General features: G+C 73.0%; 10 protein-coding genes, 1 tRNA gene and 1 pseudogene. 2 read left to right on the top strand and 10 right to left on the bottom strand.

The annotated features are described in order from the left end of the window. Nucleotides 1–74 precede the first annotated feature (74 nt). Genes KBC94_RS07295 through KBC94_RS07265 form a run of 7 tightly spaced genes read right to left on the bottom strand, consistent with a single transcriptional unit; the run spans nt 75 to nt 10798 of the window. The gene (locus KBC94_RS07295) at nt 75–1664 is read right to left on the bottom strand and encodes a DUF1566 domain-containing protein (protein WP_294368009.1); all 1590 of its coding nucleotides are present in this window, start codon (nt 1662–1664) and stop codon (nt 75–77) included. Further along, entirely contained in the window at nt 1648–3603 is a 1956-nt protein-coding gene (locus tag KBC94_RS07290; RefSeq protein ID WP_294368007.1) for a hypothetical protein, read from the bottom strand. The genes KBC94_RS07295 and KBC94_RS07290 overlap by 17 nt, the downstream gene beginning before the upstream one ends. Continuing rightward, nucleotides 3600–5747, bottom strand: coding sequence for a biotin/lipoyl-binding protein (locus KBC94_RS07285; RefSeq protein WP_294368004.1), 2148 nt, complete (start codon nt 5745–5747; stop codon nt 3600–3602). Before KBC94_RS07285 ends, KBC94_RS07290 begins: the two co-directional genes overlap by 4 nt. 15 nt (nt 5748–5762) lie before the next feature. Further along, entirely contained in the window at nt 5763–7643 is a 1881-nt protein-coding gene (locus KBC94_RS07280; RefSeq protein WP_294368003.1) for an efflux RND transporter periplasmic adaptor subunit, read from the bottom strand. Further along, nucleotides 7643–8509, bottom strand: coding sequence for an efflux RND transporter periplasmic adaptor subunit (locus tag KBC94_RS07275; RefSeq protein WP_294368002.1), 867 nt, complete (start codon nt 8507–8509; stop codon nt 7643–7645). Before KBC94_RS07275 ends, KBC94_RS07280 begins: the two co-directional genes overlap by 1 nt. Further along, entirely contained in the window at nt 8506–10041 is a 1536-nt protein-coding gene (locus KBC94_RS07270; protein ID WP_294368000.1) for a TolC family protein, read from the bottom strand. Before KBC94_RS07270 ends, KBC94_RS07275 begins: the two co-directional genes overlap by 4 nt. A gap of 43 nt (nt 10042–10084) precedes the next feature. Beyond that, complete coding sequence (locus KBC94_RS07265; protein ID WP_114801439.1) at nt 10085–10798, bottom strand: SapC family protein; 714 nt, start codon at nt 10796–10798, stop codon at nt 10085–10087. Between the two features lie 345 nt (nt 10799–11143). On the opposite strand from KBC94_RS07265, the gene KBC94_RS07260 reads away from it, so the two are divergent. After that, complete coding sequence (locus tag KBC94_RS07260; protein ID WP_294367994.1) at nt 11144–11785, top strand: hypothetical protein; 642 nt, start codon at nt 11144–11146, stop codon at nt 11783–11785. 49 nt (nt 11786–11834) lie between these two features. Here KBC94_RS07260 and KBC94_RS07255 read toward each other — a convergent pair whose 3' ends face one another. The 3 genes and pseudogenes from KBC94_RS07255 to KBC94_RS07245 form a co-directional block, all read right to left on the bottom strand. Next, nucleotides 11835–12728: a LysR family transcriptional regulator gene (locus KBC94_RS07255; protein WP_294367990.1), complete on the bottom strand. Its 894-nt coding sequence runs from the start codon at nt 12726–12728 to the stop codon at nt 11835–11837. Between the two features lie 242 nt (nt 12729–12970). Continuing rightward, nucleotides 12971–13045, bottom strand: a tRNA-Arg gene (locus KBC94_RS07250). Between the two features lie 124 nt (nt 13046–13169). After that, nucleotides 13170–13778, bottom strand: a pseudogene (locus KBC94_RS07245) (TetR family transcriptional regulator); the annotation flags it as partial. Between the two features lie 182 nt (nt 13779–13960). Here KBC94_RS07245 and KBC94_RS07240 point away from each other — a divergent pair. Next, nucleotides 13961–15238: an efflux RND transporter periplasmic adaptor subunit gene (locus tag KBC94_RS07240; protein WP_294367988.1), complete on the top strand. Its 1278-nt coding sequence runs from the start codon at nt 13961–13963 to the stop codon at nt 15236–15238. Nucleotides 15239–15272: the final 34 nt, after the last annotated feature.

Below are 15272 nucleotides of genomic sequence, written 5' to 3'. Positions count from 1 at the left end.
CGGCCCGCCTGCAAGCGCGAAGCGCCCCCGTGCGCGATCGGCACGGGGGCGCGGCGCCAGCCGGCAGCCGGTTGTCATTGGCCCGCCCGCACCAGCCTCAGCCGGCGGTTGCCCGCCATGTCCGCGATGGCCACGTCGCCATCGACGAAGTCCACGTACCAGGCGCTGCCCGCACTGGGCACCGCCGGCGAGCTGCTCCAGTAGCTGGCGCCCGCGCTGTTGGGGAAGTACGCCCGGTTGAAGGCGGGGGCCCGGCAGTGGCGCTCGACCAGCGAGGCCAGCTCGTTGCGGTTGGGCAGGCGCCAGTCGCTGTAGCCCAGCCAGCCCGCGGCATTGGCGGCCGCCACCTGCGCCAGCGCGCCACTCCAGCTGAAGCTGGCGGCGCTGCCCGACTCGCAGCTGCCGCCGCTCTGGCCCTGCGGGCACTGCGCCCACATGAGCTGGGTGCGCCGGTCGGTGACGGTGCCGTCGCCGGGTGTGCTGTAGCGGTCGGACGCCGACTTGGCCGAATCGGCGGTGCACGGCGCCGCCGACGACAGGGCCGGCGCGCTGCCGCCGCTGACCAGCCGCAGCGACACGGCATTGCCGGGCGAATCGGCCTTGTTGCGCGGGCCCACGATGCCCAGCGAGAAGTCCACCACCCAGGCGGTCTGCGCGTCGTCGGGATAGGTGGTGTTGCTCCAGAACACCGAGCGCGCCTGGTTGCCCAGGCCGGCCAGGTCGGAGAACCACTCGGTGGTGGCGGCGACGCCGGTGCTGCGGCCGGCGTTGACCAGGCTGTCCAGCTCGCCGACCTCGGGCAGGCGCCAGTCGCTGGCGCCGCACAGGCGGGCGGTGTTGGCGGCGTCGATCTGCGCCTGCACGTCGGCGAAGGCGGTGGCGGCCGGCTGGCTCACGCCCTGCTGCACCTGCCACATCAGGCCGGTGACCGCGTCGCGCACGCAGGCCCAGCCGCTGGCCCCGGAGGCCATGGCCTGGCCGCTGGCCGAGACCTTGGCATAGCTGAAGCCGGCCGGGCCGTCGCTGCCGCCGCCGGTCAGGGCCCGGCTGTCGCGGCCGTATTCGGCATCCTGGCCCGCGAGGCCGCTGGCCGGGCAGGCCACCGCCGCGCCCGCCGCCGTGTAGCACTGGGCGATGCCGGTGTCGTTGAGGCCGCCCGCATCGTCGTTGAGGATGGTGCCGTAGGCCACCGGCGAATTGGAGGCGCCGCCGATGCTCACGCGGAAGCGCTTGTTGGCCTGGAAGGTGCCGTCGTCGCACAGCGGGATGGCGAAGGTCACGCTGGAGGCGCCGGCCGGCACCCGCAGCGAGGTGCCGTTGGCGGCCACGTAGTCGCCGCCGGCGGGGCAGTTGGCCCCGCCGCGGGCATAGCCCGCCACCGGCTTGGCGGCCAGGTTGGGGGCCAGGTCGGCCGTGGTGAAGGTGATGGTCTTGTCCACGTTGGGGCCGGACTCGACCTTGACCGTGAAGATGATGCCGTTGCCGGACTCCAGCGCGACGCTGTCGGCCATGCTGAGCACCAGCGGCGTCTCGGGCACCGGCAGGAAGAAGCCGCCGCCACCACCGCCGCCGCCGCCTCCGCCGCAGCCGGCGAGGGCCAGCACGAGCAGCGGCCAGGGGCGCGCGCGGCGCAGGGCGCGCATCGGTTCAAGGAAGGGGGGCATGCAGTTCACCTCGCAGGACAGGGGCTTCGCCGCGGGCGGCGAAGGAGAGTTGGAGCACGAGCTGCTGCTCGTGCAGGAAGAGCTGGCGCCGCTGGCGGCGCGCCTGGCGCGCGGCAACGGCGCGCTGCAGGCGCAAGCCGGTGCGCAGCAGCACCAGCGCCAGGGGATCGGCCAGGCGCGCCGGCAGGGCCGACTCCAGCCGCGCGACGGCGGCCGCCAGCGGCGTGCCGGCGGGGGCGGACCACAGCCGAAGGCCGCGGCGCGGCGCCGGCAGGCGCTGGCCGCGGGCATGGAAGAGCGCCTCGGTGCGGGCCGAATCCAGCGGCTCGGGCAGCAGCAGCTGCAGCGGCGTCGTGACCGGCACCGTGCGCACATCCAGGCCGGCCAGCAGCGGCTCGGGCACCAGCACGACCTCGCCGGGACGCAGCAGCCCGTCGTCGGGGCCCGGGGCGGCGGCGCCCAGCACGGCGGGGCTGAGGCCATGGGCGCGCAGCGCGGGCACCAGCAGGCGGAAGCTCTCCATGCGGCGCAGACCCACCAGCACGGCGGCGCCCTGCCGCACGGCCTCGGCCACGGCCTCGGCGGCCTGGCGGGCACGCACCTCGTCATCGGTCGCCGCCAGGGCATGCCGCAGGGCGAGCGGCGGGGCGGTGCGCGGCTGGCGCAGCACCACGGCGCCGTAGATGCGCCACAGCTCGGACTCCAGCCCGCGCAGCGACGAGGCGATGCCGCCCAGCAGCCGGTAGCCGCCGAAGAGCTCCTGGTGCGACAGCCGGCCGCGGGTGGCGGGCGGATGCGACAGCGGCAGGCCCTCGCGCGCCTCCAGCGCCTGCAGCAGGCCGGTGTGCAGGCTGCGCTCGGGCACCAGCTGCGCCAGCGGCATCTCGCCGCCCAGCACGATGCGTGCGCCGCCGGCCGGGCCGGGCTGCACGTCGTAGTGGCGGCCGCGCACCAGCCGGTCGCGCACCACCAGCGCCTGCATCAGCAGCTCGTCGCGCCGGCGGGGCGCGCGCCAGAAGGGGGGCAGCCGCGCCTCCACCTCGGCCAGCAGCGCCTGGCCCGCGGGGGTGAAGCGCAGCAGCCGGCGGCGGTCGTGGTAGTGCTCGCCGGCGCGGAAGCCCTCGGCCAGCCCCTGCGCGCAGGCGATGGCCTCCAGCAGCAGCGGGTTGTGGCCGGGCTCGCTGGCCACGTGCGGATGCACGGCGTCGTCGATGAGCACGCGGTCGGCGTCGTCCACCAGGGCCCAGCAGGGCGTGGCACGCGGCCACAGCGCGGGATCGCGCAGCCGGTCGGCCAGGAGGCGGCGGGCGGTGACGAGCAGCACCTGCGCGCCGTAGGCCTGCGGCGCGGCTTCTGCCGGGGCCTGGGGCGGCAGCACGGCGCAGGGCACGCCGCAGCGCAGGTACAGCGGCCCGAAGGCGGCGGCATGGCGCGCGGCCAGCAGTTCGTTGCCGCACACCAGGTGGCAGCGGCGGCCGGCCCAGGCGCCCAGCACGGCGGCCAGCGCGATGGCGAGGCTCTTGCCGCTGCAGGCGCCGGCCTCGACCAGCCGGCCCTGCGCCATGGCCAGGGCGGCCTGCAGCTGGGCCGGCGCGGGCCGCTGGCCCAGGCTGCGCGAGGCCAGCTCGGCCGCCGCCGCGGCAGCCGCGCCCCATGCGGGCACGGTGGCGCTCGTGGCGGCCTCGCCGGCGCGCAGGACGGCGGCGCGCAGGGCGTGGCGGGCCTGGCGCGCGCATGCCGCCAGCGCCTCGTCGTCCAGCAGCTGCAACGGCGGCTCGGCGGCGCGGGCCGCCTGCAGCAGGGCGGCCAGCATCGCCTGCCGGCGCCAGGCCTGCAGGCGCCACCAGCCGGGCAGCGTGCTGCGCCCGGCCCAGGGCGAGCGCAGCGCGGGCGCGGCCGGCGTGCTGTCGTGGGAGGCGTCGGCGCCGGGCAGGATCACAGCGCGTACCTCTTCTGCAGCAGTTGCAGGAAGCCCTTGTGGAAGCGATCCCACAGCGGCTGCGCGGGCAGGGCCACCCGCAGCACGCCGGACATGCCGGCATAGGTGGTGGCCGGCGCGCCGGCGGGCAGCGGTGCACGCAGTTCGAAGAAGGATTCGGCCGCCAGCGTGCCGGTGCTGTCGTCCGGCCGCACGGCCACCTCGCCGCCGCCGGGCAGGCCCAGGGCCGGCGAGGCCAGGCGCTCGCGCTGGTAGGGGATCACCTCCAGCCGCTGCACGGCGATGCCCTGCCCGGCCTGGCCGGCCAGCCGCAGCTCGCCGGCCACCGGCGGTGCGGAGAACAGGTCGGCCGCGTCGCCCTGCGCAAGCACGGCGCTGAAGCGGTAGTGGCCCGCATCGACCACCTCGCCCAGTAGTTGGCCGCGCTCGATCCAGGCTTGGCGGCGCTCGTGCAGCTGGGGCGCCACCCATTCGCCGTCCTGCGGGGCGCGCACGGTGAGGCGCTCGCGCAGGGCGCGCAGTTCGTCCAGCTGCTGACGGGTGGCGTCGATGCGCACCTGCAGCGGCGCGGCGTCGGCGGGCGTGCGCTGCAGGGACTGCAGTTGCAGGGTGCGCAGCTCATCCAGCTGCAGGGCGGCCAGGTCGATGTTGAGGTCGAGGTCGGGATTGCGCAGCTCGGCCAGCACCTCGCCGCGGCGCACGCTCTGGCCGTGGCGCACGCGAAGCTCGGTGAGCACGCCGGGCGATTCGACGAAGAGCAGCGCGCGGCGCTGCGCCTCCAGCACGCCGGGCACGCGCACCGCATGGGGCAGCGGCACCCAGGCGGCCAGCACGTAGGCCACCAGCACCAGGCCCGCCACGGTGCCCACGGCCCGCGTGCGGCGCCCGGCCACGGCCGGGCCGGCCAGGTAGGCGGCGAACTTGCGCCCCGGCAGCACCAGCAGCGTGACGACGGTGGTGGCCAGCAGCGCCAGGCCGACGCCGAACCACTTGTCCAGCGTGGTCAGCAGGATGGTCGCGCTCAGCAGCAGGCGGTAGGCGAAGCTGGCCCAGCCGTAGGCGGTGAACCACAGGCGCTCGGTCGCATCGGTGGCGGGGCCGGCGGCGGCGCGGTTGCCCAGCAGCACGCGGTCGCACCAGGCCAGCACCTGCTGCTGGCCCTTCTGGTAGAGGTTGGGCATCTCCACCAGGTCGGTGAGCACGTAGTAGGCGTCGAAGCGCAGCAGCGGGTTGCCGTTGAACAGCAGCGCCGAGACCGAGCCGATGAACATGATGTTGAAGGCCAGCCCATTGAGCGGTCCCTCCGCCGTGTGGGCCCACACCAGCGCGGCCAGGGCGGCGAAGAACAGCTCGGTGGCCACGCCCGCCAGGCCCACGTAGGCGCGCCGCCAGCGGCTGCCGAAGCCCCAGGTGGCGGTGGCGTCCACGTAGGGCAGCGGCGTGAAGATGAGGAACATCACGCCGAAGGTGTGGACCTGCCCGCCGTAGCGCTTGACCACGAAGGCATGCGCCGTCTCGTGCAGCACCTTCAGCAGCGTCATGCCCAGGTAGAGCCAGGGCAGGTTGGACAGCGAGAGCACGCCGTCGGCATGGCGGCCCAGGCGCTCGGAATGCTCCACCGCCGTCCACACGCCGGCCAGCACGGCCAGCAGCCACACCACGCCCGCGGCGCGGCCGGTGCAGGCCATGACGAGCGGACGCAGGCGGTCGAGCAGCCGGTTGGGGTTGAACACCGGCACCCGCACGTACAGGAAGGACAGCAGCTTGCCCTGCAGCTCGCGGTCCTTCTGGCGGCGGCTGCGCTCGTCGATGGCATGGCTGTCGGGCGAGCCGGCCGTCACGAGCATGTTGGACACGTGCAGCTGCGACAGCAGGCGCACCACCTCGTCCTGCCCCGGCGCGGCGGCGCCGTGCACGCGCACGTACTCGCGCCAGACCTCGTCGACGGTGCGGCCGGTGTCGAGCGCGCGGGCGAAGTCGTAGGCCTGCGGCGTGACGCGGAAGAAGCGGTGGGCGTAGACGTCCTCCAGCACGAACCACAGCTGGCCGCGGTAGCGCTGGGCCCGCGCCTGCACGGCCGGCTGCAGCGCCACGCGCTGGCCGGCCACGCGGTACCAGGTGTCACTGAAGGCGGCGCCGGGCATGTCGTGTGCGCTCCGCTACCACCACAGCCACAGGCGCAGCTTGTCCACCAGCCGGTGGGTCAGGATCCACGCCACGTTGCGTTCGCCCGCGTCGATGCGCACGGCGCCACTCATGCCCGGCCGCCACCAGTCGGCGGCGGGCTGCTGCATCTCGGCGCGCAGCAGGAACTGGTTGCCGTCCTGGCCCTTGGTCTGGGCCACGGGGATCACCGCCGTCACCCGCAGCGGGATGCGGCGGTCGGGGTCGCTGACCAGCACCAGCTCGCCGCTGGCCTGCGCGGGCACCAGGGGCATGTCGCCCTCGGGCACGGTGGCCACCACGTACAGGCCTTCGACGCGGGCGATGCGAAAGAGCTTGTCGCCCTTCTTGACCGGGGCGCCGAGCAGGTCCTTGCGCTCGCCCTCGACGATCACGCCGTCGAAGGGCGCACGCACTTCGGCCTGGGACAGCGCCTCGCGCACGCGGGCCAGGCGCGCCTGGGCCTGGCGCTGGCGGGCGCTGGCCACTTCCATCTCGGCCCAGGCGGCGGCGGCGCGGGCCTTGTCGGCCTCGGCGCCGAAGCGGCGCATCTCGGCATCGGCATCGTTCTCCTGCTGGCGCAGCTCGCGCGTGTCGAGCGTGGCCAGCAGTTGGCCGCCCTGCACACGCTCGCCGGCGCTGGCCTCGGCGCTGTCGACGCGGCCGTCGTAGCCGGCCGCCAGCAACCGCGTGCTGTCGGTGGCGAGCTGGCCGGTGCCGTGCACGCGGTAATCCCAGGTGCCGAAGGCGGCATACAGCACGAACAGGCCGGCCGCGACGGCCACGGCCTTGGGCCACACATGGCGCGGCCCCAGCCAGGACGCCAGGCGCAAGCGCAGGGCGTCGCGCGCACGCAGGCCCCACCAGCGCTCGCGCTGGCGCAGCTCGGCCAGGCGCGGCAGCACCAGCGCGGCCATGCCACGCACCCGGGCCAGGCCGGGCTCGTCCACGCCGCGGCCTTCGGGCAGCGCGAAGAGCAGCACGGCCTCGGGCGGGCCGTCCTCGGGGCCGATGGCCATTGCGCACACCGCGGGCAGGCCCAGGGCCTCGCCCAGGCGCTGCAGCACGGGCGCCTGCTCGGCCTGCAGCACGCCCTCGTGCGCCAGGCTCTCGTCCATGGCGGCCTCGACCAGGGCGACCAGGTCGGTGCCGGCCTCGAAGCGATCCAGGTGGCTGATGGCGGCCAGCTGCGCACGGCCCTCGTCGACCCAGCCCAGGGCCACGTGCGAGGCGCCGCAGAGGGCGGCCAGGCCGTTGACCAGGGCCAGCCGGGCGGCACTGCCGTGGGCCTCGCGCTGCACCTCGGTGGCCAGCGCCAGCAGGGCGGGCAGCGTGGGCGAGGCGGCCGGGACGCCCTCACCCACCGGCGCGCCGGCCGGGGCGCCGACGCCCGGCATGTCGGCCACGAGCTGGGCGCGCAGGGCCAGTTCGTTGAGGCTGGCGCGCTCGCGCTGGGGAATCTCGATGAGGGCCAGCACCGGCCGCTCGCCGGCCTGCCGCACGGCCAGGTGGAACAACGCGACGCCCTCGTGCGTGACGGGCATCAGCGCAAAGCCCTTGTCGGCCGCACGCGGCGCCAGGGCCTGCAGGCTGGCCAGCGTGGCGGCCTCGATCACGCCCGCCACGGGCAGGGCCGCCTCGGCGGCGGCGCCCAGCCACTGCCAGCCGCTGCCGTCGGCCAGCACGGGATCGGCGGTGGCATCGACGCGGCCGGCGATCCACACGCGGCGGGCGCGGCACAGGTGACGCAGGCCCGCGGCGTACTCGTCCCAGAAGCCGGGCTCGCCAGTGGAGCGGCGGCGCAGCGCCTGCAGGGCCTGCACCAGCCCCAGCGCGTCCGGCGCGCCGAGCGTGTGGGGATGGTCGGCCGCGCCCATCAGCGGCTCCCTTCCTGAAGGTCCACGATGCCCTTGATGCCCGCGGGCACCGCGCCCTTTGGGTTGGCGAAGCCCAGCCGCACCTCGACCAGGCCGCTCGCGGCGTCGATGACGGGCGCGATGTAGCTGACACGGGCGCGCACCGGTGCCACGCCCGTGGCCGGGTCGAAGCGCACCGGCAGCTCGGCGCCGGCCTTGAGCGGCAGCGCGGCGGCCGGCGGCAGGTTGAGCTTGAGGTAGCAGTTGTCGGCGTCCACCAGCTGGATCAGCGCGTCGCCGGGCTTGGCCCATTCGCCCACGTCGGTGTCCACGCGCGTGACCACGCCGGCCACGGGGGCGCTCAGGCGGCGCAACTCGCGCTCCTGCTCGGCCGCAGCCAGCTCGACACGCTCGCGCACCTTCTGCGCCTGCAACTGGGCGACGCGGCCGCGCGCGGTGACGAGGTCCAGCTCCAGCCGCGCGACCTCGTCGCGGCTGACCGCGCCGCGGGCGTTGAGCAGCTTGCGCGTGTCCTCGTACAGCGGCGCGAGGGTGCGCACGCGCTCCTCGGTGGCACGCAGCTCGGAGAGGTCGTCCAGCATCACCCGGCGCCGCTGAACCTCGGTGGCCTGGATGCGCTCGTCGATGTAGAGCAGCGGCGTGCGTGCCTCCACCCGCTGGCCCACGGCCACGGGCACGCGGGCCACGACGCCGGGCACGCTCACGCTCAGCAGCAGGTCGTGCCGCGCATGGACCAGGCCGGTGAATTCGCGCGCATGCAGCGCGGCGCTGGCGGCCAGCAGCAGCAGGCCGAAGGCCGCGGCGCGCACATCGAGGGCGGCGGCGTGCCGGCCCCGCAGGCGGTCGGTGCCGGGGCGTCGTTTCATTGCCATGTGACGTCCACGCCGTAGGCGGTGAGCAGCAGCCCTTCGGACTGCTGGAACAAGGTGAGGGCCGTCCACAGCCGGGCCTCGCCCTCGATCAGGCGCAGCTCGCTCTCCAGCGTCTCGGCCTCGCGGCGCAGCACGCGGGCGCGCGGCACCAGCTGGTCGCGCAGGCCGGACTCGTCGGCCCGCAGCAGGCGGGCGCGGCTGTCGAGGTCGGCGCGCAGCTGCTCGACATCGCGCCGGGCCAGCTGCAGCGCCTCGGACCGGCTGCGCCAGTCGTTGGCGAAGCCGATGCGGGCGTTGCGTGCCTCCAGCTCGGCCTGCTCCAGCTTGAGCTGCTGGCCCTGGTACTGCGCCTCGGGGCGCGTGGTGCCGCCGAGCGGCTGCTCGTAGTACAGGCCCACGTACCAGTCGGGGTAGCGGTTGTGGGGCACGGGGTTCATGGCCGAATGGGGATTGCGGCCCAGGCCGTGCGAGCCCCAGTTGGCCTGCAGGTCCAGCTGTGGTTGGGCCTGGTTGCGCGCGAAATCCAGCCGGTGCTGGTTCTGGCGCACGCGCAGGCTGGCGATCTGGAAGGGCGGCCACTGGTCGAGGCGGCGCTCCCAGGCCCCGGCGGCTGCGGCCTCGTCGCCGGGCACCGGCGCCAGCGCCGGCAGGGCCCAGGCGCCGTCCTCGGGCGGCAGGTCCAGCAGCGTGCGGATGCGGGCCTCGGCCTCGACGATGGCCTGGCTGCTGCGTAACAACTCGCTCTCGCGCATCGACAGCAGGGCGCGGGCCTCGTCCTCGACGGTGACGGCCACACGGCCGGCGGCCGCGCGCTCGCGCGCATCGGCCAGCGCTTCGCGGGCGTTGTCCAGCAGGCGCTGGCGCAGCGGGTGCGAGCGATACGCACGCTGCAGTTGCCAGTAGGCGGACAGGGCCTCGCTGCCCATCTTGAGCAGCTGCTGGCGGAAGGTCCAGTAGCCCACCTCGCGCTCGAGTTCGGCCACGCGCAGGTCGGCCTCGACGGCATCGGTGCCGCGGCCCTTGAGCAGCGGCTGGCGCACGGTGACCACCAGTTGCGCCGTGGCCTCGCGGTCGCTGCCATCGTTGTAGAGGGCCTCGATGAGGTTGTTGCGGCGCAGGGAGCGCTGCAGGCTGGTGCTGATCTCCGCGCCGGTGGAGGCGCGCATGCGCAGCCCGGCCTCGGCGGTGTTCACCATCTCGTCCAGCACCGAGGTGCGGGCGGCCAGGGACGAGAGCTGCTCCTCGGCCGTGCGCTGGCGGCGCCGGCTTTCGTGGCGCACCGAGCCGAAGGCCGTCGGCTGATAGAGCGAGGCCTCGGCCGCCAGGCCGCGGTCGGCGATGCGGGCCTGCAGGCGTGCATAGGCGATCTCGGCATTGCGGTCCACCACCAGCTGGATGAAGCGGCGGGGCGTGAGCGTGCGTGCATCGGCCGCCGAAGCGGCGGCCGACTGCGCCGCCGCGCCCGGCAGCGCGAGCGCGCAGGCGCCCGCGGCCAGCATCGCGACCCAGCCTGCGCGCGGCTTCATGCCGCGCCTTGTCGACGCCCGCCTGCGCACGGCCCGCGTCTTCTTACTTGCCGGCGCGCTTGTCGGCCAGCGTGACCAGCCGCTCGATCTGGGCCAGCGAGATCAGCTGCGCATAGATCGCAGGCAGGTAGCGCTTGGCACGGATTTCCAGGAAGCGCTCGTCCGAGAGGTTGTTCAGGCGCTCTTCGTTGATCACGTAGCAGCCGGCGATGTTCTTGATGCCGGCCGACTCGCGCACGCGCATGTTCAGTGGCGTGAGCATGTTGTGCGCGGCCAGGAACTTGGCGAACTCGCGGGTCAGCGCGTCCATCTGCTGCAGCTCGGACAGGTAGCGCTTGACGTTCTCGATGACCTGCGTGGGCTCGCCCTTGTCGTCGAACAGCGGGCTGCCTTCGGTGCTGCTCACCAGCTCGCTGCCCTCGTCGATGCAGATGGTGAACTGGCCTTCCTTGTCGGACGAGGCCAGCGCGAAGGGATAGCGGCGGATGATCGCCGGCACATAGGAGGCGTCCCATTTGCCGTCGGCACCAACGAAGAGGTTGGTGCCCGCATCGAGGCCCAGCAGGGCCACGGGCCGGAACTCGTCCTTCTCCTTGTCTTCGAGGAAGACGATGGGATAGATCGCCGCGGCACGGGCGAACTCGTGCATGGTGACGTAGGCGATGTGGAACTTGGAGGCGAAGGAAAAGCCCGTGATTTCCTTGATGCGCGTTTGCGCATGGCGCTCTTTGTTGACGGGCACGACCTTTTCAAACAACTGACGTTCTCCTTGGACAGATTCAAGCCGGATTGCCATCGGCTTGGCGGCCAGGAGCCCAAGGCACGGCACGCCGGCGCCGGGCATTGCTTGCATGCATGCCCTGCGTCGGCCACCCACCTCCTCAGCCCTTCCAGATCCCCGCTCTCCTGATGGCGGCACGAGTATTGGGCGGCGCCTCTTTCACCGCGATGGTGCATCGCGCATCAGGTGTTAACTGGCTGACATATCTCTGACTGGGCGCCGCGGCGCCTTCGACGGGCGCGGTGGGCAGATGTCAGCGACTTGTCATTTCGGAGCCGTTTCCGCTCGGCAGCGACCTGGGGGCTTCCTACATTGACAGCCATGCTGGAAGCCCTGCCATTGCTGCGAACAGGCACCGACGAGCGCGTCGCGGGGCGGCGCTGCCTGTTCCCGCCGGTGCCGGCGCGGTATGGGAGCGCCACTGCGCGGGCGGACGGCGCGCGCCCGGGCGGCGAGCTGTCGGGCTCGCGCGCGGCGCTGGTGACGCTGCCGGACCTGTGGGCCATCCGCGCCGCCTATGGCGAGGACGTGGCGACCGGCGCGAGCCGGGAATTGCTGCGCCGCCTGCGCCAGGCCGTGACGGACCCCCGCCGCGTGGCCGTGCTGGCCGAGGACTGTTTCGTGGCCTGGCCCTGCACGCCGGACGCCCACCAGGAACGCCAACGGCTCGCCGATCTGGTGCGTGCGCTCGGCCGCCCCATGTGGCCCGAGGGCATCGGCTGCGTGGCGGCCGTGGATGCCGAATGGGTGGACCTGGCCGGCAGCGAGGGCGAGGAACTCGACCCATGGGACGCGGGCCATCTGCGCACCATCGCGGCCCTGCGCGCACCGGCACGGCCCACGGTCGATGCAGACTGGCTGCGCCGCTACCGCTGCGGCATGGACGGCGCGGTGCGCGCCGGCTCCCACCCGCGGGCCGCGGCGCAGCGGCCACCCGTCACGGCCGTCGCGCACGCAGACTGAACCCTGACCTTCGGCATCCTTCGAAACCCGGAGCGCGGTCCCGCCACGCTCACTGGACATCCAGGCCGAAGCGATCCAGGAGGCGCAGCATCGCCGACAGCGCCGCACTCTTGTGGCGTCGCTCGGAATAGGCCGCATAGACCCAGAGGTCCTTGGGCATGTGCTCGTCCAGGGCCTGTACCAGTTCCCCATTCGCCAGGAAGGACGCCACGGCGGGCTTGGGAGCGACCGCGATGCCGACGCCCCGCAACGCCAGTTGGACCACGGCCACCGGGTCGTTGACCTCGATGACGCCAAGCCGATGGGCGACCGGCGCGTCCGGCCGACGCGCCGGCGCCAGGCTCGCCGCCGCCCAGGCGCTGTACTGCAGCACGTTGTGGTGGGTCAGCTCCTCGAGCGTGGCCGGTCTGCCGAAACGCTCCCAATAGGCCGGCGCAGCGCACAGCACCAGGTCGAACTTCATCACGCGGCGCGCGATGAGGTGCTGGTCGGCGATGGTGCCGCTGCCGAAGTGCAGGTCCACGCCCTCGCGGATGAGATCGATCGGTTCGTTGGTGAAGCGCAGGGTGAGCCGCACGTCCGGGTAGCTGCGCACATAGGTGGCGATGATGTCGCTGAAGCCGCCGAACATCAGGCCGTAGGGTGCGCTCAGCGTGAGCCCTCCCTTGGGCAGCGATCCGAATTCGCGCAGTTCGTCCATCATTTCCTCTGCGTAGGAAACGAGGTAGGTGCTGCGCTCGAGCAGACGCTGGCCGGCATCGGTCAGGCTGATCGCGCGGGTGGAGCGGTGCAGCAGCCGCACGCCGAGCCGCCGCTCGAGTTCCGCCACGTACTTGCTGGCCGTTGCCTTGGACAGCTGCAGCGAGACGGCCGCCTTCGAGAAGCTGCCACGGCTGGCAACTTCATGGAAGGTCTTGATCAGGTCGAGGCTGTCGACCGACATGCGGCTTCATCAACGGCCGAAGCCGATGCCTGTGCATCCGGTTGAAATCGGCCCGCCGCACGAACGGGCTCCGGGGCTCGGGAACGCATGAACATCCGCATCGCCGAAGCATAAATGAACTTGTTGGTTCATTTATCTTCGAGAAGCCGCATGTCGGCCCCGGGGCCGGGGCGCGGTCCTTCGCATCGGCGAGAACAAAAGAAAAACCCGGCTACGTCAGAAACGTAGCCGGGCTCTGTGTCTGGTCCCGCCGCCAGGAATCGAACCTGGATCTCAGCCTTCGGAGGGCCGAATTCTATCCGTTGAAATACGGCGAGAAAGTCGCGCCGAGTTCGGCCGCGAACCCGGCATTATGACCGATCTTCTGCGCTTGGCGTGCTCGGCGCGCCCCGCCGGCAGGACGGGCGCCGCCGCATCGGCCGCCTCCCCACCGCGGGGAAGGCCGAGGCCGGCGAGATAGACACCGAAGAGCCGACGGCCCGCGGGCACGAGGTCGAAGGCGGCCGGCTCCAGCAGCCAGTCGTCGATCAGGCCCGACATCAGGGCATGCAGGCCGTGCGCCGCGGTGCGGGCCGGCACCGGCAGCCGCAGCCCGCGCATGCGCGCAGCCAGCCGCAGGGCCTTCTCGAAGTCCATGACGCACGCATCGCGCGCGCCCAGGTGCCGCTGCTGCACCGAGGCCATCTCGTCCGTGTACTCGACCTTGTGCACCGCGATCTGGAACACGCGGCGCACCTGCGGGTCGTCGGCGATGAGCGCCAGCGCCTGCGTCATGCCCTGCTCGATCAGGTCCAGCGGATCGACCCCGGCCGGCGCCGCCGCCTGGCGCACGCCCTTCTCCATCGGCAGCGTGACCCGCTCCATCATGGCGTTGAAGAGGTCGGCCTTGTCCTTGAAATGCCAGTAGACGGCGCCGCGGGTGGCCCCCGCTTCCTCGGCGATCTGCTGCAATGACGTGCGCGACACGCCCTGGGCCTGGAACAGCCGCTCGGCCGCATCGAGCAGGCGATGGCGAGTGGCCAGGGCTTCTTCCTTCGTGCGCCGTACCACGGCATCTCCTTGGCAAGAAAACGAAATAAACCGAAACGTGAGGGCCGCGACTATACATTCAAGAATGTATGTAAACTTGCTGCCCCGGCAAGCTTCTGGCGCCCCGATCTGCCTGCACGCATGATCGATCCGCGGCGCGTCCGCTTCCTCCGCTTTTTCAATCCCACTCCAAGAGGATTCGCATGCCTGCATCGCATGTTGTTGCAAGTCGTTCGATGTTTCGTCCCGGTTCGCCCCTGACCCTCGCCGCCACCGCGGTCCTTCTGAGCCTGGCCCTGGTGGCCTGCGGCAAGAAGGACGCCGCGGCACCGGCCGGCGGTCCTCCGGGCGGCGGCATGCCGGCCCCCGAGGTCGGGGTGGTGGTCGCCACCCCGGGCGAAGTCGGACTGGTGACCGAACTGCCCGGCCGGCTCGAGGCCACGCGCGTCGCCCAGGTGCGCGCCCGTGCCGCCGGCATCCTGCAGAAGCGCCTGTTCGTGGAGGGCAGCGACGTGAAGGCCGGCCAACCGCTGTTCAGGATCGACGCCTCGCCCTACGAGGCCACGCTGCGCAGCGCCGAGGCGACCCTGGCGCGCGCCGAGGCCAATGCGGCCCAGGCCAAGGCGCTGGCCGATCGCTACAAGCCCCTGGTCGAGGCCAACGCGGTGAGCAAGCAGGACTATGCCAACGCCATCGCCTCGCAGAAGGCCGCCGAGGCCGACGTGCTGGCCGGCCGAGCCTCCGTGACCACGGCCCGCATCAACCTGGGCTATGCCACCGTCACGGCCCCCATCTCTGGCCGCATCGGCCGCGCACTGGTGACCGAGGGCGCGCTGGTGGGCCAGGGCGAAGCGACCCAGCTCGCCACCATCCAGCAGATCGATCCGCTCTACGTCAACTTCACGCAGTCGGCGACCGAGGTGATGCGCATGCGCCGCGCGATGGCGCAGGGCAAGCTGCAGCGCGCCAGCGGCCCGGACGCCGCCGACGTGCGCATCGTGCTGGAGGACGGCACCGAGTTCGCCCAGCGTGGCCGCCTGCTCTTCTCCGACCTGACGGTGGATGCGAGCACCGGCCAGATCACCCTGCGCGCCGAGTTGCCCAATCCGAAGGGCGAGCTGTTGCCCGGCATGTACGTGCGCGTGCGCACCGAGCAGGCGCAGGTCGACAAGGCCATCAGCGTGCCGCAGCAGGCCGTCACGCGCACCGACCAGGGCGATACCGTGACCATCGTGGGCCAGGACGGCAAGCTGTCCAAGCGCAACGTGAAGATCACCGCCGGCAGGAACAACCGCTGGATCGTGACCGAGGGCCTCAAGGAAGGCGAGCAGGTGATGGTCGACGGCTTCCAGAAGCTGCAGATGCTGCCGCCCGGCACGCCGGTGAAGGCCGTGCCCTGGCAGCCGCCGACGACCGCCGCCGCAGCCCCGGCCGCTGGCGCATCGGCCCCCGCGGCAGCGGCCGCACCGGCCAAGCAATGACGCCGGCACGCAACCCCGACTGATCACGAAGAAG

Origin of the sequence: Pseudacidovorax sp., assembly GCF_017991995.1 — a bacterium.
Classification (GTDB): Bacteria; Pseudomonadota; Gammaproteobacteria; order Burkholderiales; family Burkholderiaceae_C; genus Xenophilus.
This window is presented reverse-complemented; position numbering and strand designations above follow the sequence as displayed.

Coding starts and splice junctions, on each gene's coding strand:
- KBC94_RS07280 (WP_294368003.1), bottom strand. CDS start 7,643: ATGGGCGCGGCCGACCATCCCCACACGCTCGGCGCGCCGGACGCGCTG.
- KBC94_RS07240 (WP_294367988.1), top strand. CDS start 13,961: ATGCCTGCATCGCATGTTGTTGCAAGTCGTTCGATGTTTCGTCCCGGT.
- KBC94_RS07255 (WP_294367990.1), bottom strand. CDS start 12,728: ATGTCGGTCGACAGCCTCGACCTGATCAAGACCTTCCATGAAGTTGCC.
- KBC94_RS07260 (WP_294367994.1), top strand. CDS start 11,144: ATGCTGGAAGCCCTGCCATTGCTGCGAACAGGCACCGACGAGCGCGTC.
- KBC94_RS07295 (WP_294368009.1), bottom strand. CDS start 1,664: ATGCCCCCCTTCCTTGAACCGATGCGCGCCCTGCGCCGCGCGCGCCCC.
- KBC94_RS07270 (WP_294368000.1), bottom strand. CDS start 10,041: ATGAAGCCGCGCGCAGGCTGGGTCGCGATGCTGGCCGCGGGCGCCTGC.
- KBC94_RS07275 (WP_294368002.1), bottom strand. CDS start 8,509: ATGAAACGACGCCCCGGCACCGACCGCCTGCGGGGCCGGCACGCCGCC.
- KBC94_RS07285 (WP_294368004.1), bottom strand. CDS start 5,747: ATGCCCGGCGCCGCCTTCAGTGACACCTGGTACCGCGTGGCCGGCCAG.